Here is a 19,112-nt window from a genome sequence, read left to right as displayed (position 1 = left end):
CTATCAAGCCAACACCGACAACAGCCAGCGTACGTCGGTCAAGCATTGTTCGATCAATGCATCCGGAACTGACGGCGCTTGGCTCAACGAAAACACTCGAGCAAATACGGTGGCTTGTTCTTGCGTAACGCGCTGTTGAGGTAATAATTCGCCGTACAACCAAACGGTCGCCTGATCGGCCGGCGGCGTTTGGCTTTTGCCGCCGATTGCCGAAGCCTTGGCCAACAAAGCCGCAGTCAACAAGTCCATCACGCCGGCATTCGCGTGCTGAGCCCACAGTAATTCGGCCGACTTCAATTTGTCTTCGGCCGTCTGATGCAATGGATTGACCGGTTCGACTCCAGCTTCGCTTTCGCCCGGCTCAAACAATACTTCGGTTTGCACGACCGGCGAAGCGGCTCCAAGACGCTGTAACCCGGCCAAGGTTCGCCGGTCGATCAGCGCCACCGGAACATCGGGCTCGGACAGGTTGCGCGCGTTACCTTCGTCGGCATCGTCGACCGCATTCAAAACGACCAGCAACCCGCCGCCTGCGCCTAGTATGCGCTCGATACGGGTGCCGAAACAGTTCTGTATATTCACGATCAATTGCCGAATCGCGCTATCGGATTCGTCCTCGCTGGCGGCAGGCTCCGTATGTTTAAGCGGTTTTTCGGGCTGATCGGCGGATTCCGTTTCGAGACTTTCCTCCAGCTCCAGCAACGGCGGCTTATTTTCCGTGTCTGCCGAGGGCTCTGTTGCTGCCAGCTCATCGATCAATGTCTGCAGCATTTTTTTCGACACGCCGACAACATCCTCGGAAGCCTCGGGATCGATGACATTGTCGAACAGGTCTCGTTTGTTTTGTACCAGCTTCGCGACTTGCTGCTCGTAGGAATCCTCAGCCAGCAATAGGAAAATCAGCACGTTCTGTTTCTGACCTAGACGATGAATCCGCGCGATGCGTTGATCCAGTATGGCCGGATTCCAAGGCATGTCCAAATTAATCAACACGGTCGCCGATTGCAGATTCAAGCCTGTTCCGCCGGCATCGGTCGAAATGAACACTTGCACCGAATCGTCTTTTTCGAAACGCTCCATCAATTCGCCGCGCTTTTCGCTCGGCACGCCGCCATGCAATCGCACGCAGCCGAGTCCCATTGCGCGGACCTTTGCTTCGACCATTTCGGTCATCAGTGCCCATTGCGAGAAGATAACCGCCTTACGGCTGCTTTCGAGGCAGATCTCTTCGAGGATGCCCACCATTTCGTCGAGTTTCGGCGAACCTTCTGTTTCCTTATCGACAAGGCCGGCGGCATTGCAGGCCATGCGTGCTTGTTGCAACGCGGCCATGAAGCGGTTTTGCTCACTCGGCGTCAATGGTCGGCGTTTTGCGATTTGTGCGATATAACCTGCCGCGGACAACGCCGACCCGTGCAGTTCGATTTGCTGTAGCGTCATCGGAATATCCATGCGCACCTCGGTCCGATCCGGTAATTGATCGCTGACCAAGCTGCGATTGCGCCGCAACATGACCGGCGCGATACGCCGCCGTAACTCGGATAAGTTTCGGTAACCGATCACTTTGCCGCGTTCGTCGGTGACATGGAAATCGAGCAAACAGCGCCACAGCGGTCCGAGTACGCGCGCGTCGATCACCTGCAACAGGCTGTAAAGGTCTTCCAACCGGTTCTCCAGCGGCGTGCCGCTTAGCACGAACACATAACGCGACGGAATCAATTTCACCGAAGAAGCGATTTTAGTGCGCCAGTTTTTGATGCGCTGCGCTTCGTCGAGAATCACCAGATCAGGCTTCAGCGTTTCGGTGATGACGCTAAGATCGCGCAAGATCAATTCGTAATTGACGATGAAAAACAAGGCATCGGCGCGGTAATGCACCGAACGGTTTTCGGCGGGACCTTGCACGATGCGCGCGCCATGCGACGTGAATTTTTCGATTTCGCGAGCCCATTGCGATTTCAACGACGCAGGGCACACGATCAGGACGCGCCGAATGCCGAGGTTATCGGCCATCCAGGATGCTGCCGTTATAGCCTGTAAGGTCTTGCCCAGCCCCATGTCGTCGGCAAGCAGCGCCCGGCCGCGCGAGGCTAAAAATGCCACGCCTTCGCTTTGATACGGAAATAAACGCGCCTTGATACCGGGAAGTACGCCGTTCGCGCGCAGAATTTCCTGAGCAATCTGCCGGCCCCGTTCGGCTTGCACGGCATCCTCGGCACATTGCCGGGCATAGCGCACGGCATCGTCGCCCAATTGTAAATCTTCTCGCCCGAATACTTGTTCCGACAATCTGAAAAAATCTTCCGGCACGCGCCCGTTGAAACTTCCGTCGGCATTGAAATAATTCGCAAGCAACTCGGCGAGATCCGTTTCGATATGCGGGCTGCGATGTAAGCGCAGCACCGGATGCGTGGCCGATTCCCAAGATAGGTAGACGAAAGACACCGGGCAACCGGCCTGTTTCAGTTTCTTATAGCCGGGCTGTTTGCTCGCATAATGCAAGACCGCTTCGATATGCTTACAAGTGCCGAGGCGGTTGCTGGCCAAATCCGGACAGGTGCAATAATTCATGCGTTGATCGAGCGAGCGAATCTGCACCTGATAGGTTTGCTGCCAATGCGTCGCTGATTGGATCGACGACGCCTGCCAAATGCCGAAACCGAGATTGCCGCTGATCAATTTAACACGGACTTCGTTGCGGCCTTTTTTGACGCGTTCGGCGATCGCTTCCTCGACCGCGCTACCGAGCAGAGTCTCTTCATCGCCTCCGAACTGATCGGCGTAAGCGTACAAGACCGCGACAGCATGCTTGCAAACCAGCTGATGATCGCCGCAGCGGCAATCGACATGAAGTTGCATATCCCCGCCTCCGGACAATTCCAAATAATACGGCAAATCGGCATCCTCATCTTCGACCTGTGCCGACAAGATGCCGTCTTGAAGATCGAGATCGAACACACGGTTCTCGGAAAAATAAGCCAGGCCTTGCTTTACACGGTCATCGGCCGCGACGGCATGCAGTCGTTCGGTATCGAAAAGGAAAAAATCGTTGTCCATAGCGTTTGCCGTTAAGAAATCGTAAGTTAGGTTATTCTAACGTAATTTAACGGCTTGTCGCTTCGGGTATTTTCGGCATAACTAAATTTAATGAATGCACCAGTGAATGAATGCGTTGAAAGATAAAATGGAGAATAGAGCCGAACCCATCCTACGCATTATTTTCGGCTTACATCTCAAATATTTCATTCACATCAAGTTGCAGCTCAGGGAACAGATGCGGGACGGCAATATCGTCATTGGCATACATGTGCTTAAGGCGGTATTGCCTTTCATCGTTTAGGATAAATTGATAAATAGCTTGCTCTTCCGGATAAACGAGCCAATATTCTGTTACGCCGCTTTCTTGATAGATTTCGTATTTTAATTTCATTTCTCGTTTGGCATTACTTTTCGATAACATCTCGATAATCCAGTCAGGCGCGCCGTTATGTCTTCGTGTTTACCGCTGCCATCGACGATGAATGTGTACCTCATGAATCAATAAAGAAATGTTGAACACGCTTCATATCACGGTTGACTATTACGGCACAGCTTTGTCAGTGAAAAATTCAATGAATCGGCAATGAAAAACGAATGCCGTAAAAGCTTCGAGGCAAATCTAAGGGTGGTTTTTTGATTTTCAAGATTGCTTTTAAAAAATTTGAGGCGCTATTTCTTATAACGACGAATGTTAACCACAAAAGCTGTGGATAAGTTTGTGCATATCTTGAAGACTGCTGCGATAAAGCCGCATGTTTATTACAACTTTTTTAAATCGACCAATTTTTATACAAAATGCGTTCAAATTTTAATATCAATAACTTACATAGGCAATTGAAGACATAACAGGGTTTAAAAGCCGCCTTAACGGCCAATGAAAGCTCTGGTCAAGCCATGTGCATAAAACGGCCTGACAACGCGATCAGTATTAGCTTAGGATTTCGTGAAAAATAACTTCCTGGAGCTATGAGTTTTGTAGCAGGTTCGGTAACTCGCTTGACAAGACACCCCGGTGCCGAATTTTGATCTAAGATGGGTATATATTTGTTAAGGCTGGGTTGAATCTTGGACTCAACTATTCAATCACGCTTCCGCGCCAAAACATCGATTTGATGGACGATGATGCCCAGCATTTGCATTTGTAATTGCCGCCTCCGGCATGCTATCCATCGATCGAGTTTGTCCTGATCCAGCGCCGGGTCGTTTCGGCCTTCCGAAGATATCCAGCCCAACAAATGCTCCAGCACTACAGGATCGTCATCGAGATAAGCGCCATCACTGGGCGTGATGTTCCAGTCGGAACTACCGTAACGGAGGATTTCGAAACCGGCACTCAGTAATTCGCCGTACAGACGCCGCCCGCATTTCGCCCCGCCCGTCTCCGAACCGTTCAGGCGACGCTCTTCCATCGACGCATCATAGGACTGCAATAAAGCATCCTCGAACTCGCTGTCCGGATACGGCGGAAACACGACCGTTTCACCGTCGTAATTGATCGTGGTGTAGAACAAGCCGCCCGGCTTCAATCCATCATGAAAACCGGCCAGGGTTTGTCGCAGCGGAACCAGGTCCATGAAGGCATGCGCAGTAATGACGTCGTAGCGGTTCGGCGCGGGTCGAAATTCGCTCAGCGGTGTACAAATGCATTGAAATTCTATTCGATCCGCGTCGCGTTCGGCACTGAGACGGCCGGCTGCTTTTTCGACCGCAAAACCTTTATCCCGCAAAACAGCGGCGATTTCTGTTTCGGCGATACCGAGCAAGCCGGATTCGATATCGAGCCCGGTCAGGCGCATCGCGCCATGTTCGTAATGTTGAAGGATGCGCCGAAGCATAGCTCCGGTGCCGATACCGACATCGAGTAACTCGAGCGGATTTCTGCCGGACAGCTCGTTCAGAAAGTGCCGCCAAACGTCAGGATTCAGACTGCGTTGATCCAGCGCGTATTTGGCTTGAAGGAATTGGGCGAAGGCGTCCAAGGCTTATTCCCGATAGCCCGCCCAATCGCGCTCGTTTTCCCACAATTTGACGATCAATTTTTGTTCGCCGAAATCGAGCCGCGACTGCAACCCTTCGTGAATGATGCGCGCGAAATGTTCGAGCGACGGATTGAGCCCATCGAACTCGGAAAGATCGTTCAACGTGACGTCCTTAAACCGTTCGATCACGGCAGATAGCGCGTTTTCCAGATCGACGATATCAATCAGGTAGCCGTGACTGTCCAAGCGGTCGTGCTCGATTTGGATTTCGACTCGGTAATGATGACTGTGCCGCTGATTCTCAGCACCCCAGTCGCCGCCCACCAGATAATGCTGCGCGATGAAATCTCTACAAATAGCGAGTTGATACATGAACACCTCAGTCGTCTTGATAATCGAAAATAATCTGTAATGCCGCGTCTTTTTGCCCGGCATTCGTGTCGAATGCTTGCTTGCATTGCTCGAGCCTGAACCGATGCGTGATCCAACGCGCCGGCTCGATGGCATCGAGCCAATGCCAAGCCGTAGCTATGCGCCGATGCTTGTCCCATCGCCCGGACAGCATGGGGTTCATCGTGCTGACCTGGCTCGACAGCAATTGAATGCGCCGCCGGTGGAAATGCCCGCCTAGATCAACGTCAACCCGCTTGTTGCCGTACCAGGAACCGACCAGAATGCGGCCCGAAAAACCGGTCATGTCGATGGCCCGGTTCAATGCCTCGCTATTGCCGGACAATTCGATCACCAGGTCGAAACCGTCCGCCCCTCCCTCGCGCAAACAGTCTTCCAGGTCGCGCCAAGCGTTTTCGTCGTTCGGGTCGATGCATTGCGCCGCGCCGACGCGTTTCGACAGCTCGCGCCTCGATGCGACCGGGTCGGCCGTGATCAGGCTGGCCAGCGGAAAACGCGCCAACAGTTCGCAGGTTAGCAATCCGACGACGCCCTGGCCGAAGATCAATACTCTTTCGCCGAGCAGCGGCGCGGCATCCATCACGAAATTCACCGCCGATTCCATGTTCGGCAGAAACAGCGCATCGAGCGGCGACAAGCCGTCCGGAATCGGCAAGCATTCGCTCAAGGCAACGGCCGCATGGGATTGATGCGGATGAAACGTAAACACCTTGCGCGCGAGCCAGCTTTTATCGACACGCGCACCGACCTCGACGACCTCCCCGACCAAGGCGTAACCGTATCGAAACGGATAAGCGAAACTACCGGCAAGACTCGGTATCGTCGCGTCTTGCGCCAGTTCCTGCGGAAAGCGCCCATCGAAAATCATCCCTTCGGTGCCGGGACTGATCGCCGAATGATGCGCCTTAATCAGCACCTGGTCATCGCCGAGCGTCGGCAATTTAACGGTTTTCAGCGCCACTTCGCGCGCGGCGGTATGAAAGACGGCCTTCGCTTCAATCGTCATGATCGTGCAAGGCGCCATATAAAATCAGATCGCCGCCGAGCGGGTGATAGCGGCAATCTTTTAGTTCGAGCATCGGGCGACACGGCTTCTCGACGGCCCTGAGCCCTCCGATGATTTTCGGAGCGATCGTGATCACGCAATAATCGACCATATCTTCAAGCAAAAAGGCATTGATAACCTCGGCACCGCCCTCGACCATCACGGTCTTGATGCCCAGTTCTGTCAATAATTTGCGCAGCGCCGCCAGATCGATATGACCGTCCGAGCTTTGTTCGACCCGATACACCCGGATACCCTTGGCCTCGAGGCGGCGCTGCTTGTCGGCGGGCGCTTGTTTGGTCGCGACGATAATCGGCAATTTGGTCGATGCGCCGAGCATCTTCGCATCTTCGGGAAAGCGAAGCAGGCAATCCAAGATGACTGGTTGCGGGTCGTCGCCTTCGACATGGCGCACGTTCAGGCGCGGATTGTCGACCAGCGTCGTATTGATGCCGATCAGCAAGGCATCGTGATGGGCACGGAGCAGATGAGTCAACTTCAACGAGGCGCTGCCGCTCAACGGCAGCGAAGATTCGGCATTCAACGAAATGCTGCCGTCGATGCTTTGCGCATAACTCAGCGTAAAAAAAGGAGGCCGGTCTTTGCTTCGGTGAAGTTTGTCGAGCCGGTCGATGAAAGGCTGCATGAATTGCAGGTCTTCGGGAACAGGCACGGCTGTATTCTGTTGGTCAAAGCTCAACAAATGCCGTAATTTCTCGGCTTTGGACTTCAAATAACCCACGTTTTCGTGATGATAGACCGACTCGATCGGCACACGTTTTTCGACCGTGATGCCCATTGCCTCCAAACCGCTGATTTTATCGGGATTGTTGGTAATCAATTCGATCGACGACACGCCCAGTTCGCGCAAGATCAGCGCCGCCTGCGTATAGTCGCGTTCGTCGGGCAAATGACCGAGCCGAATATTGGCTTCGACGGTATCGAGCCCCTGATCCTGAAGATTGTAGGCCTGCAGTTTTTTCAACAAGCCGATGCCGCGACCTTCCTGGCGTAAGTAAATCAATATGCCAAAACCGGCTTGCTCGATCAATTGTAGTGATAAGTCTAATTGCTTTCCGCAATCACAGCGCCGCGAGCCGAATACGTCGCCGGTCAAACATTCCGAATGCACACGCACCGGCACGTTTGTCTTTCCGGCCACATCGGCCTTTACTAAGGCAACATGCTCCTTGTCGTCGACAGGATTGCTGAAATAATGCAATTGAAACTCGCCGTGAGCCGTCGGTAAACGGGTTCTAACAAGCGTTTCAATCGTTGGGACCGCCTTACCATTCATAATTTTGCCGGTTGTATACCCTTTGCTAGTCAAATTTCGGTGCCGGGGCACCCGTCAAAGTACGCCGTGAATACATCCATGTAGGCTCTATGATAGCATCCATGCTATCAAAGCCTTTGTCGAACACCCCGACACCTCCATGCGCTAATGCCGAAATTTGAAATGCGACAGGTATATTATTCTTATAATCATTAACAGGCCTTGATCAGACCGGCTTGTTTTGAAACTTCATGCAATGGGCTTCATTGTACTCATTTGGATTTTATTTTCTTAAAAAAGTTTGGGGCGGTGTTTCGATATTCAAAATGCGACAATTGGTCACACTTGCGCGTTGCAAAACAGGAGATAAGATTATAATCACTTAATTGTTCTCCGATTAAGGCATATATCCTTCTCTCAATGCGGCTTACCAACCGCATTTTTTTACGCCGTAAAAACGTACGGCCGGGTCGATTGTTTTTTCAATCGGTCAGGCCGTAGTCCTTTTTCATTCCTTGAGCGACATGTCCCTGTGCTACTCCCTTTTGATCGAAAAACCGTCTAAGAAAAAAGGTATGGGATATGTCTATCGAGGACCGCCGTTCACCCAGCACCTAAATTATCCCAGATAGTTAACATCGCCACTGGACTATGGAATTTAGGTGCTGGGTAAACCCATCCATGGGGGCTTGACGGCAGCAATCGAACGCCAGGGATGGCGTGAATGCTGATTTTGCATGGAGCAAAAATCTGCCCTGCTGCCGACATCCTCGCTAGCCACACCCCATACCTTCATAAAGTTAGCCATTTTTTGAGTATAACGGGAGTAAATCCTTACATTGTTCTCCATGGCATTCCAACAAAATGGTTATCGGATGTCGATCGACCCGGTGTTAGCCACCGAATTGCGGCCGATGGCTTGCGTATTAGTCAGCGTATTTTTGGATGCATTGATCACAGTGGATTTTTCGACTTTCGAACCGACCACATTGATCGAACCGGTGCTGGCTGCGCTATTGCGGCCTATGGCTTGTGTATTGGTCAATGTGTTTTTCGATGCGTTGATCAAGGTAGATTTTTCGATTTTAGAGCCTTCGGCCATTGCGTTGCTGCTGAATACGGCCAGTAAAGCGACTGCTGCAAATATTATGTTTTTCATGATAGTTTCCTCTGGTTACTGTAATTCGTTTGTTGAGTTCAATCCGCCGTTGAACTTGAGTACAGTATCTCGATTTCAAGGAAGAATTGCGGTGACCGAGTAACAAAGATTGTGTGATTTATTTACTGTGCCCCGCCATCATCATCCTCATCGGTCTTTTCTGGCAGATATTGCTGAAAGGCATCGCACAGCGCTCTATTGAGAGGCTGAGGATTTATTAACTTAGATACCCCTGAAGCGATAAATGCGGCGGCCATAATCGGAATGGAAATGTCATGATTTTGGGTTATTTCCAAGATAAGCGTAAATGAAGTCAGTGGCGATTGTAACATTCCGGAGAAATAGGCCGTGATAGTCAACATGATCATCACCGAAGCCGGCGCGATCGGAAACCAATTGGCCAAATTAGCCCCGAACCCGGCGCCGATAGCGATAGAGGGGACAAAAAGCCCCCCCGGAATGCCACTAAAAAATGTTGCACAAGTAGCCAACATTTTATAAACGGGTAATAACGGGTCCATTGGCGCGCTACCGTACATAATATTTTTAGCCATTTGATACCCTGTTCCGAAAGTCTGGCCTTCCGAGACAAAACCGATCAATGCGATGATACAACCGCATATAAAGGCAACCGGAATGTAAGGTAGTTGTAATCGAAGCATAAAATGATGACCGGAGACAATGATCCAGCTAAATAGACTGCCTAATAAACCGCCGACAATGCCGCAGAATGGAATAGCGAGCCACTCATCGCCCCAAGGTAAATATAAGGGATTATCGGGGAAATAAATGCTGTAGTGCAGTATCGAATAAGCAGTCATACCGGAAAAAATAATCGCGGTTAATACCAAGGTGCTAATCCGTTCTTCCAGAGCTCTTCCCATTTCCTCAATAGCAAACATAATTCCGGCTAAAGGGGCACTGAACATCGCGGCAAATCCGGCCGCACTCCCTGCCAAAAGCAACCCTTTACTCATATAAAGCGTAGGGAAATTAGCTACTTTGCCTAAAGATGCCATGATCGATGCGCCAACATGCGTAGCCGGACCGCCAAAACCGACTGAAGCCCCCGATAACAAACCAAGAATCGGTAAAAAGGCTTTACCGATTGCGATACGTAAAGAAACCAACTTGGTGCGTTCGCTTAAGGTGTAAGGAATTTCTAATGCCGTTTTTACCTGAGGAATACCGCTCCCTTGACTGCCGGGAAAAAACCGAAAGGTCAACCAGGCTGTGAAGGCAATGCCGAATGGAGGGGCGATGAATTTAAACCAGCGATAATCATCTGAAATCGAGCGAAAAATCGTTACGACCCATTCGCTCAACAATGTCATCAATGCGATCGATACGCCGATTATGATAGCCCCTAACCAAAAAACCAGACGATGCTTCCATGGATTAGCGGATAAAAAGACTTTGTTAAATTCGAGCATGACGAGATTTTCCACCTTTTTCGATTATGAAACTGCGACAATCTGTCGCGCGGCAATCGGTCACATTCCGGAATTAAGAGAAGACAGATAAGATATGTGCAACTCAACCGCTGATGCGTTTGTGCTCAAATATCCTTCCTCTTGTATGCGGCTTTTTCAGCCGCATTTTTTTTGCCCTGCGTTTCATAGATACCGATAGAATCTATAAAAAGCATTTTGTCCACGAAACACACGAAAATCATTGGTAGGACGAGGTTTGCAACCCATACGCACAAGCTAAAAACGGCCAGCCCGTTTCCCTCTTCGTCACGCTCTTTGCCAAGTTGGAGCTTGGGTAACCGGTATATGTCAATGATTTTGAGACACCCATAATAAAAAATTAGTGTAGATTGTGAGTTTAGTTTTCCTGGTCGAGAGCCTCATTTGCCGTCCGTGAAGGGGGCGGGTTAATCCAAGCGGCTTCAGGTACGGCTTGGGCATGGGGTTGGCGGTTTTTGAAGCGTTCCGGATTGCGCTCGAATGCGGCATGCAGGACTTGCGTGCGCTGCGTAACTATCTCGACGGCTTGGCCGCTGTGAACGCTGGCCGGGGTTAACAGTGCAATGCCGGAGTGATAGTGGTCATGGTTGTACCAGTCGAAGAACGTTCCGCAAAAGCTTCTGGCATCTTCGATAGCGCCGAATTGAGCCGGAAAGCCCGGTCGGTATTTCAAGGTCTTGAACTGCGCCTCGGAATACGGGTTGTCGTTGGAGACATGGGGCCGTGAATGGGTTTTGGTCACGCCCAGGTCAGCCAGCAGTTGCTCGACGCCTTTGGAGGTCATACTGCTGCCGCGGTCGGCGTGAATAGTCAATTGGCCTTCACGGATAGTTTGCCGAGTACAGCTTTCGCCAATCAGTCGCTTAGCCAGCTCGGTGGATTCGCGGTGCGCTACCATCCAGCCGACCACGCAGCGGCTGAAAATGTCGATAATGACGTAGAGGTAGAAATACGTCCATTTGGCCGGGCCTTTGAGTTTGGTGATATCCCATGACCATACTTGGTTGGGCGCAGTGGCGAGTAACTCGGGCTTGGTGTAGTTGGGACGACGAAGCTGGTTGCGGCGCTCGCGCACTTCCTGGTGGCGCACCAGGATGCGATAGAGGGTGCTGATGGAGCACAGGTAAACGCCCTCGTCGAGCAGCGCCGCATAGACCTGATAAGGCGAGCAATCCATGAAACGCTCGCTGTGCAGATGCGCCAGGACGTGTAGCTCTTCGTCCGTACTCAGTGCCAGCGGCGGGCGCGGACGTTCGACCGGCCACGAAGAGCGATCTTGTTGTGCGCGATAAAACGAGGCACGGTTGAAGTTGAGCGCCTCGCAGGCGGCCTTAACGCCAACCTCACGGCTGAGTTCAAGCGTGGCCTTCATGATGCTCTCCCGGTGTGGGCTGGAATCTCGCACAAGCCCAGCAGTTGCGAAAGTTTTTTTTGGACATCGATGATAGCCTCCGCCTGTGTTAGGCATGCCTGCAAACGCTGAATTTCGGCTTGCAGACGAGCATTTTCAGCGGCTAACGGATTCTTGTCCGAAGGTTTGCGGCCACGCGGCTTGGATAGACCGGCGCGGATGGCCTGCTCACGTTCGCTGCGCCATTTGCTGAGATGTGAGGAATATAATCCCTCTGTGCGCAGCAACTTGCCGATGCAGCCCGGTTCGCTACACGCATCAGCCTGGGTCAAGATGCGCTCTTTGTATTCGGCGGTAAACGTCCGGCGGGCGGCCTTTTCAAGCACTTCGCTGGTGATGCGGGAAGGTTCCGCGGCGAACGCGGAGGACACTTCAGCCGCCCTACGGGCGTCTTGCGTGTCCTCCGCGTTCGCCGCGGCATGAGGAATAGCTTGTACGGTTGTGTCAGTCATGAGATTTTCTCCGAAAATGTTCCCTAATTAATGCATGGGGCGGTGTCTCAGGTATATTGACACAGAGGGAACCGCATAAAGTCTTCGCTCCTTCCCAAGCTCCTGCTTGGGAAGGACACCCCGGAAGCTCCAGCTTCCTGAGACCGACACAACCTCCGCACATCCTCAATTAGCCCCGATTCGTTAGTTCAATCTTCCTTGATTGTCGGGAAAGGAAGCTAGAGCTTCCTGAAAAGGTTACCCAAGCTGGAGCTTGGGTAACAGCATATTTTAGTTTTTGGCAAAACCGACGTTATTCAATTTACTCCTTTCTTGAGAAAAGCCCCACAATTAACAGCCCGACAAAGATTGCCGTCAATAAACTCGGCATCAATTCGAAATGACGCTGATAAAAAGTAGAAACCGGCTCTTTTTGGTAAGGGACGGTATACAAACCGGACCATTCTTGATTCAGCGGCGATCGATGCAGCACTTTGCCGGAAGCCAGCGCTACGGTCGATATACCGGTGTTGGTCACTCTGACAACCGGCCTACGGAATTCGACTGCGCGGGCCAAGGTCATATACAGATGTTGGTAAGGCTCTTGCCAGGTCCCGTACCATGAATCATTGGTCGCATTGACGATAAATTGCGCACCGATGTCGGATAGGCCTTTCGAAAAATCCGGAAATAAACTTTCATAACACACCTGCGGCCCGATTTTGTAATCGTTTAATTGCAATAACACGGTCGGTCCCGGCCCTTCGGCGAAGTTACCAACCATCGGAAACCAATCGCGCAACCATGGGAATTTTTTTTCACCGGGAATATATTCGCCCAAAGCCAATAAAATTGTTTTGCTGTAATGCGGCACTGTAACCGTTCCTTGCCTATCTAATGCAAATAGCGAATTGGTAATCAAACCGGAGCGCTCGTCCTTAGCATAGGCGCCGGTTATCATTCCGATTTGGCGCTCGCGCAAGTATTCGCTAAGCACTCGGGCATAATACGACTCGTTGTATTGTCCGCCAAGCAAAGACGGAAACGAGGTTTCCGACCACAACACGAAGTCGACACCGACATCGGGATTCGACTCCAAACCGTTTTCGGTCACGGTCAGATATTTTTTTAGAATTTCAGTCTGAAAGCCCTTGCCATGCGCGGCCGCATGTTTTTCCGTATTACCGATATTCGCTTGCACCAACAGCGTATTGAAAGAGGCTTCAGGTTCCGGCAAACGATTTTTCAATCCCAAACCGGCCATATTCAAACCGGCAAAAACGATGATAACGCCGGCTAAAATCGTCAACCCGCTGCGCTCTCGGCGTTTTTGCCACGCTACCAACAATGGCCAGTTCAGTAATATCGTGATCATGCTCAAACCGGTGAACCCGACAAACTCGGCCCATTGATAAAACGGAAAGCCGAATCCGTACCAGGTATACCCGAAATTCCATTTGAATAGCATCGGCAAGCCGAATTCGCATAATGCGGTCAACACGGCCATGTGCGCGAATGACAGCCATTGCGGCCAACGGAATAACTTTACGCCGGCATACCACAATAAGCCGGCGGCCGGTACGAACAAATGACCGAATAATGCGAACAAGAGCATACCGATACCGGCTACAAACCAGTTGACCTGAGCAAATTCATGCAGCGTATAGGTCACCCAATTGAAGCCGATCAGGGTGTAAATGAAGGTCGTCAGAAAACCGCCGAGCAAGACGTTTTTCAAACTGCTCTGCCGTTCCCAGAACAGCCAAAGCGGCACGAAACAAAACAACGAAGCCCAGGGAGGAAAAGGAATATAACTCGTTCCGATAAAGACGCCCGAGGCAATCGGCAACAGCCATTGATGTTTGAAAGAAGATGCGGCTGTTTTCATTGAGTATTGATGAGTTCACTCGTTCCCAAGCTCTTGCTTGGGAATGCATTACAAGAAGCTCCAGCTTCTTGAAACCTAAGCCAGGAGCTTAACCAAAGGGTTTCCCAAACCGGAGAGCCTGTGAAAGCGTGTAGAATGCGGCAAAAAACGTGCCTCGCCGCATCCTGTGATGCTTCGTCAAGCAGAGCTTGAGGATAGGCGTTCCCAAGCTGGAGCTTGGGAACGAGACATAAAATCTATTTCGAATTAGACCGATTCGATTATTCGGCTTCTTTAGCTTCTTTAGCTTCTTCCTCGGTCGTCATGATCAACGATGCAAAACAATTCATCATGCTTTCCGTGTAGTTGGCATGCGCTTCGGCAAGCTCCTTGGGAGAACCGAATTCACCTCTAAGCTCATTGAGCACCTCCTCCGGGTTTTCCGCTTTGCTCAATGTCAGCATTTTCGTGTAACTACGGTATGCGGCGCGCCGCTTCGGATCGAACGCTAAGACGCCAGCCATGTTATGCGAGCTTAGGTCGACGACACAGCGCGCCATCGTTTCCGGCGACAAGTTATAATCTTTCACATCTTTTTCTTCCTGCATGTCTTCGAGAACGGCTTGTTCATATTCCGTTTTTTCGCTGCACGCAACAAGCATTGACGCGGCCATTACAATAACTACTATTTTTTTCATTCGATTACCTGATAATGAGTTGCCGGAGTCTGGGGCAAGTGAGTGATTTCGGTCATGGCTTGTTCGATCCAAGCTTCGGCTTCGGCATTGATATCGCCGGCTTTACGGTTTTGGATCTCGATAGGCGGTCCTATTCTGACCTGAACGACGCCCGGATATTTTAAAAAACTGTAACGCGGCCAGTATTCTCCGGCATTATGCGCGACAGGAATTACCGGGTAGCCTGATTTTTGCGCGAGTATCGCACCGCCGGCATTGAATTTCTTTTTTTCTCCGGGAGCGGCGCGCGTTCCTTCCGGAAAAACCACGACCCATAATCCTTCCTTTAGGCATTTTGTGCCTTTATCGATCAAGATCTTCAATGCTTCGCGTTGATTGTTGCGATCGATCGCAATCGGTTTGAGAGTGGCCAGAGCCCAACCCCAAATCGGCAGCCATAGCAGGGATTCCTTGAGCACCGCCGTTTGCGGAGGCAGGATTTTTCTCAGCGCCACGGTTTCCCATGCCGATTGATGCTTGCTGAGCACGACAGCAGCATCGATGCCTTGAATATGGTCCAAACCCTCGACTTCATAACGGATTCCGCAGGATTTTTCGACCATCCATAGCAGCAAATTTATCCAAATGCCTGCGACTTTATAGCGGATCGAAAACGGCAGGACCACGCAGGCCAAGATGATCGGGCCGAACAACAGCGTCGACATGATGATTCCCAATAATAATAAGGAGGATCCGAGATAGACGCGAAAGGATGGCTGATAATTGATTGAAGTCGACTGAGTCATGAATGAAAATGTTCTAAAAATCACGCAGGATTAAAAAACCGCTCGAACCGGTACATTGAGCAAACCGGCTCGAGAGGCAATCGCTCCGATTTACGATTGCAGCCTTGAAATATCGGCGATTTGTAAAAACTGCTCAGACAGCATGTTCAGCAAGCCGAGGCGGCTGTTACGCAGCTCGACATCGTCGGTCATGACCATGACGTTGTCGAAAAATGCATCCACGGTATCCTTCAGTTGCGCCAGGCGATTCATCGCGGCTGTATAATCCTGTTGTTGCAATAGCGGTCCGATCGCCTTGGCGGATGCCTGTGCGGCTTGCAACAATTCGATTTCCGCCAGTTCTGTCAGCACATTGCGATCGAAGTCTTGAGGCGCCTCGGTTTTTTTCAAAATATTGCGAATTCTTTTGTTGGCGCCGGCCAAGGGCTCGGCTTCGGGACGTTGACGGAAGGTTTTGACGGCTTCCAAGCGGCGCATGAAATCCAACGGCTCTTCCGGCAATACGGCCAGCACCGCATCGAATTCGTCGGGGCTAAACCCTTTGTCCGAACAATACCCTTTGAGCCGGTCGTAGATGAATTCCAGCACCATTCGATGAGTTTTAGCTCTGTCGAAGTCGTGCTCGATTTGTTCAATTGCAAAATCCACGCACGCTGTCAAATTTAACGGAAGTTCGCGTTCGATCGCAGTGCGAAGTACGCCAAGCGCGGCGCGGCGCAGTGCATAGGGGTCTTTATCGCCGGTCGGAATCAAGCCGGCGCTGAAGATACCGGTGAGCGTGTCGATCTTTTCGGCCAACGACAAAATTTGCCCGGTCTTGCTAGCGGCCGTGACGCTTCCGGATTGTTTAGGAAAATATTGCTCTTCGAGCGCTTCGGCGACTTCGGCCGGCTCATTGTCGGCCAGTGCGTAATAGCGGCCCATGACACCTTGCAAGTTTGGAAATTCTCCAACCATTTCAGTCAATAAGTCGGTCTTGGCAAGCACGGCGGCGCGTTTGGCCAGATTCGCATCGGCATCGAGTTGCGTAGCGATGTAATCGGCCAGTTGTTTGACCCGGTGCGTTTTATCGGCCAAGGTGCCCAAGGTTTTTTGGAAGACGATGTTTTTCAGCGCGTCGACCCGGTCTTCAAGACGCAGCTTGCGGTCCTGTTTCCAGAAGAATTCGGCATCGGACAAACGCGGAGTGATCACGCGCTCGTTGCCTTCGCGTATCGATTCCGGTCGAGTGCTTTCGATGTTACTGAACGTAATGAAATGCGCCGACAAACTACCGTCGGCCTGCTTGACCGGAAAATATTTTTGATTGGTCTGCATCGTCGTGATCAACACTTCGGCCGGCAACTCCAAATAGCGCGGATCGAAATGCCCGATGACCGGGACCGGCCATTCGTTCAGTGCGGCGATTTCCTCGAGCAGGTCCTCCTCGATATGTGCGGTACCGCCTACCGATTGCGCGGCCTGCTGCGCCGCAAGCCGGATTTTTTGCTTACGCTCGTCAAAGTCGGCAATGACTTTACCGGGATCAAACAAAATATCCCGGTAGCGGTCCGCGCTCTCGACAGACAAAGCGACAGGCGCATGAAAACGATGGCCGAAAGTTTGCTTACCTGTAGTCAAGCCGAGAATATCGGTCTCAATGACCTGATCACCGAACAACAGCACAGCCCAGTGCACCGGCCGAACGAATTCGGTCGTATAATCGCCCCAGCGCATGCGCTTGGCTATCGGCAAGGCATGAATGCTGGCACGCAATATTTCGGGAATCAACTTTTCGGTGACCTGTCCTTCGACCTGTTGACGATAAACCAACCATTCGCCTTTGTCCGTAGTCAAACGTTCCAGGCCGTCAACCGTGGTGCCGCAATTGGCGGCAAAGCCCTGAGCGGCTTTGCTTGGCGTACCGTCGGCGGAGAATGCAGCCTGCACTGCCGGCCCGCGTTTTTCGACGATTTTATTCGGCTGTGCAGTCGCGAGATTTTCGACCCAAACCGCCAGACGCCTGGGCGTGGCATAGCCTTTAATGCCGGAGTAACTTAAATCGGCATTATCCAGTCCTTGCCGGACATTGTTGAGCAAGGCTCGGCTGAGCGTTATTAGTGTTTTCGGCGGTAATTCTTCGGAACCCAGTTCAAACAATAAATGCTTGGCGCCGCTCATGCTTGCACCTCCTTTGCGGCCAACATCGGAAAGCCCAGCGACTCGCGGCGTTGGTAATAACATTCGGCGACCGATTTGGCCAGATTCCTGACCCGCAGGATATAGCGCTGCCGTTCGGTAACCGAGATTGCGCGGCGGGCATCCAATAAATTAAAAGTATGAGAAGCTTTGAGTACCATTTCGTAAGCCGGTAACGGCAAATCTTGCGCCAACATTTTTTCGCATTCCTGCTCGTAAGTGTCGAAACAATTGAATAAGAATTCGACATTGGCATGTTCGAAGTTATAGGCGGACATTTCAACTTCGTTTTGATGAAAGACGTCGCCATAGCTGACCGTGCCGAAAGGCCCTTTGGTCCAAACCAAATCGTAAACGCTTTCGACGCCTTGCAAATACATGGCGATGCGCTCCAAGCCGTAAGTAATTTCGCCGGTAACCGGTTTGCATTCGAGGCCGCCGACTTGTTGGAAATAGGTAAATTGCGTGACTTCCATGCCGTTCAACCAAACTTCCCAGCCCAAGCCCCAAGCGCCGAGCGTCGGCGATTCCCAATTGTCCTCGACGAAGCGGATGTCATGCTCAAGTAAATCCAAGCCCAAATAACGCAATGAGCCTAGATACAGCTCCTGAAAATTATCCGGCGACGGTTTCAATATGACTTGAAACTGATAATAATGCTGTAAGCGGTTCGGGTTTTCGCCGAAGCGGCCGTCAGTGGGTCGGCGCGAAGGTTGCACGTAGGCGGTATTCCAAGGTTCCGGGCCGATCGAACGCAGAAAGGTGGCCGGATGAAAAGTACCCGCTCCGACTTCTTGGTCAAGCGGCTGCAATAATACGCAGCCCTGCCGGGCCCAATATTCCTGCAAGGCTAAAATTAGCCCTTGAAAAGTTAATAAGTCGTTATTTGTGCTTGACACGGTTGCTCCTGGGAATAATTAAAAAACGATTGGTCTCCTAAATCGTTTCGTCCGTATTTAAGACTTTAACTCTAAAGCCACTTACACTTTGTCTAAATAAAAGCGCCGCTTTCTAAGCCGCTTCCTATCAAGAGTGGCAATATAAAAAGCGTGCGATTATAACTGAAATCAATAAAGAACGGGCGTGAAAAAAGTTACGCAATCGACGCCACGATTTTTGTCCGTATTCAAGACACATAGGAACGAGCATGAAATATACCTTTAGCACTTCAAATTTCGGCAGTGCCAGAGGAGGCGCCTGGGTGTCCGGTCGAGTTTCGCTCCTCGGCAATTGCTGAGTTACAAGGATGTAACGAATGCAGAAAATGCAGGAGCATTTTTCTGCCCTGCATTGCCCTAATACACGCCATCCGTGGCGTAATGCAAAATCGACATTCACGCCATCCATGGCGTTCATAAAGG

13 protein-coding genes and 1 pseudogene are annotated in these 19,112 nt (G+C 51.3%); all 14 read right to left on the bottom strand.

Features of this window, described 5'->3' with window-relative positions; genetic code table 11:
- Window positions 1-3: 3 nt before the first annotated feature.
- The 14 genes and pseudogenes from MEALZ_RS03500 to glyQ all read right to left on the bottom strand — a co-directional run bounded on the left by MEALZ_RS03500 (window position 4) and on the right by glyQ (window position 18,650).
- Window positions 4-3,057 (bottom strand): DEAD/DEAH box helicase, encoded by a 3,054-nt coding sequence (locus MEALZ_RS03500; RefSeq protein WP_014147221.1) that lies wholly within the window; start codon window positions 3,055-3,057, stop codon window positions 4-6.
- 169 nt (window positions 3,058-3,226) lie between these two features.
- A pseudogene (locus MEALZ_RS03495) lies at window positions 3,227-3,478 on the bottom strand (Uma2 family endonuclease); the annotation flags it as partial.
- A 640-nt stretch (window positions 3,479-4,118) separates the two neighbouring features.
- Window positions 4,119-5,018 carry a class I SAM-dependent methyltransferase gene (locus tag MEALZ_RS03490; RefSeq protein WP_014147219.1) on the bottom strand — a complete coding sequence of 300 codons (900 nt, stop codon included), beginning with the start codon at window positions 5,016-5,018 and terminating at the stop codon, window positions 4,119-4,121.
- A gap of 3 nt (window positions 5,019-5,021) precedes the next feature.
- Window positions 5,022-5,390: a 6-pyruvoyl trahydropterin synthase family protein gene (locus tag MEALZ_RS03485; RefSeq protein ID WP_014147218.1), complete on the bottom strand. Its 369-nt coding sequence runs from the start codon at window positions 5,388-5,390 to the stop codon at window positions 5,022-5,024.
- 7 nt (window positions 5,391-5,397) lie between these two features.
- Window positions 5,398-6,435, bottom strand: a complete 1,038-nt coding sequence (locus tag MEALZ_RS03480; RefSeq protein ID WP_014147217.1) for a zinc-dependent alcohol dehydrogenase — start codon at window positions 6,433-6,435, stop codon at window positions 5,398-5,400.
- Window positions 6,425-7,771 carry a GTP cyclohydrolase II gene (gene ribA / locus MEALZ_RS23860; protein ID WP_014147216.1) on the bottom strand — a complete coding sequence of 449 codons (1,347 nt, stop codon included), beginning with the start codon at window positions 7,769-7,771 and terminating at the stop codon, window positions 6,425-6,427. Before ribA ends, MEALZ_RS03480 begins: the two co-directional genes overlap by 11 nt.
- Before the next feature lie 847 nt (window positions 7,772-8,618).
- Window positions 8,619-8,909, bottom strand: a complete 291-nt coding sequence (locus MEALZ_RS21450) for a hypothetical protein (RefSeq protein WP_084685293.1) — start codon at window positions 8,907-8,909, stop codon at window positions 8,619-8,621.
- A 122-nt stretch (window positions 8,910-9,031) separates the two neighbouring features.
- The gene (locus tag MEALZ_RS03465) at window positions 9,032-10,342 is read right to left on the bottom strand and encodes a chloride channel protein (protein WP_014147214.1); all 1,311 of its coding nucleotides are present in this window, start codon (window positions 10,340-10,342) and stop codon (window positions 9,032-9,034) included.
- A 397-nt stretch (window positions 10,343-10,739) separates the two neighbouring features.
- Window positions 10,740-12,244, bottom strand: a protein-coding gene (locus tag MEALZ_RS03460) for an IS3 family transposase (RefSeq protein ID WP_408607020.1) whose coding sequence is annotated in 2 segments (ribosomal slippage) — window positions 10,740-11,806 and window positions 11,806-12,244 — 1,506 coding nt in all. Because the reading frame shifts where the segments join, the coding sequence is not laid out codon by codon here.
- A 301-nt stretch (window positions 12,245-12,545) separates the two neighbouring features.
- Window positions 12,546-14,111, bottom strand: coding sequence for an apolipoprotein N-acyltransferase (lnt, locus tag MEALZ_RS03450; protein WP_014147213.1), 1,566 nt, complete (start codon window positions 14,109-14,111; stop codon window positions 12,546-12,548).
- A gap of 260 nt (window positions 14,112-14,371) precedes the next feature.
- Window positions 14,372-14,788 (bottom strand): hypothetical protein, encoded by a 417-nt coding sequence (locus MEALZ_RS03445; protein WP_046060963.1) that lies wholly within the window; start codon window positions 14,786-14,788, stop codon window positions 14,372-14,374.
- On the bottom strand, window positions 14,785-15,573 hold the full coding sequence (locus MEALZ_RS03440; RefSeq protein WP_014147211.1) for a lysophospholipid acyltransferase family protein: 789 nt from the start codon (window positions 15,571-15,573) through the stop codon (window positions 14,785-14,787). The genes MEALZ_RS03445 and MEALZ_RS03440 overlap by 4 nt, the downstream gene beginning before the upstream one ends.
- Window positions 15,574-15,663: 90 nt before the next feature.
- Window positions 15,664-17,733 carry a glycine--tRNA ligase subunit beta gene (gene glyS / locus MEALZ_RS03435; RefSeq protein ID WP_014147210.1) on the bottom strand — a complete coding sequence of 690 codons (2,070 nt, stop codon included), beginning with the start codon at window positions 17,731-17,733 and terminating at the stop codon, window positions 15,664-15,666.
- Window positions 17,730-18,650, bottom strand: coding sequence for a glycine--tRNA ligase subunit alpha (gene glyQ / locus MEALZ_RS03430; protein ID WP_014147209.1), 921 nt, complete (start codon window positions 18,648-18,650; stop codon window positions 17,730-17,732). Before glyQ ends, glyS begins: the two co-directional genes overlap by 4 nt.
- Window positions 18,651-19,112 lie beyond the last annotated feature (462 nt).

This window comes from Methylotuvimicrobium alcaliphilum 20Z (assembly GCF_000968535.2).
In the GTDB taxonomy this organism is placed as follows: Bacteria; Pseudomonadota; Gammaproteobacteria; order Methylococcales; family Methylomonadaceae; genus Methylotuvimicrobium; species Methylotuvimicrobium alcaliphilum.
This window is presented reverse-complemented; position numbering and strand designations above follow the sequence as displayed.

Coding starts and splice junctions, on each gene's coding strand:
- MEALZ_RS03500 (WP_014147221.1), bottom strand. CDS start 3,057: ATGGACAACGATTTTTTCCTTTTCGATACCGAACGACTGCATGCCGTC.
- MEALZ_RS03485 (WP_014147218.1), bottom strand. CDS start 5,390: ATGTATCAACTCGCTATTTGTAGAGATTTCATCGCGCAGCATTATCTG.
- MEALZ_RS03480 (WP_014147217.1), bottom strand. CDS start 6,435: ATGACGATTGAAGCGAAGGCCGTCTTTCATACCGCCGCGCGCGAAGTG.
- ribA (WP_014147216.1), bottom strand. CDS start 7,771: ATGAATGGTAAGGCGGTCCCAACGATTGAAACGCTTGTTAGAACCCGT.
- MEALZ_RS21450 (WP_084685293.1), bottom strand. CDS start 8,909: ATGAAAAACATAATATTTGCAGCAGTCGCTTTACTGGCCGTATTCAGC.
- MEALZ_RS03465 (WP_014147214.1), bottom strand. CDS start 10,342: ATGCTCGAATTTAACAAAGTCTTTTTATCCGCTAATCCATGGAAGCAT.
- lnt (WP_014147213.1), bottom strand. CDS start 14,111: ATGAAAACAGCCGCATCTTCTTTCAAACATCAATGGCTGTTGCCGATT.
- MEALZ_RS03445 (WP_046060963.1), bottom strand. CDS start 14,788: ATGAAAAAAATAGTAGTTATTGTAATGGCCGCGTCAATGCTTGTTGCG.
- MEALZ_RS03440 (WP_014147211.1), bottom strand. CDS start 15,573: ATGACTCAGTCGACTTCAATCAATTATCAGCCATCCTTTCGCGTCTAT.
- glyS (WP_014147210.1), bottom strand. CDS start 17,733: ATGAGCGGCGCCAAGCATTTATTGTTTGAACTGGGTTCCGAAGAATTA.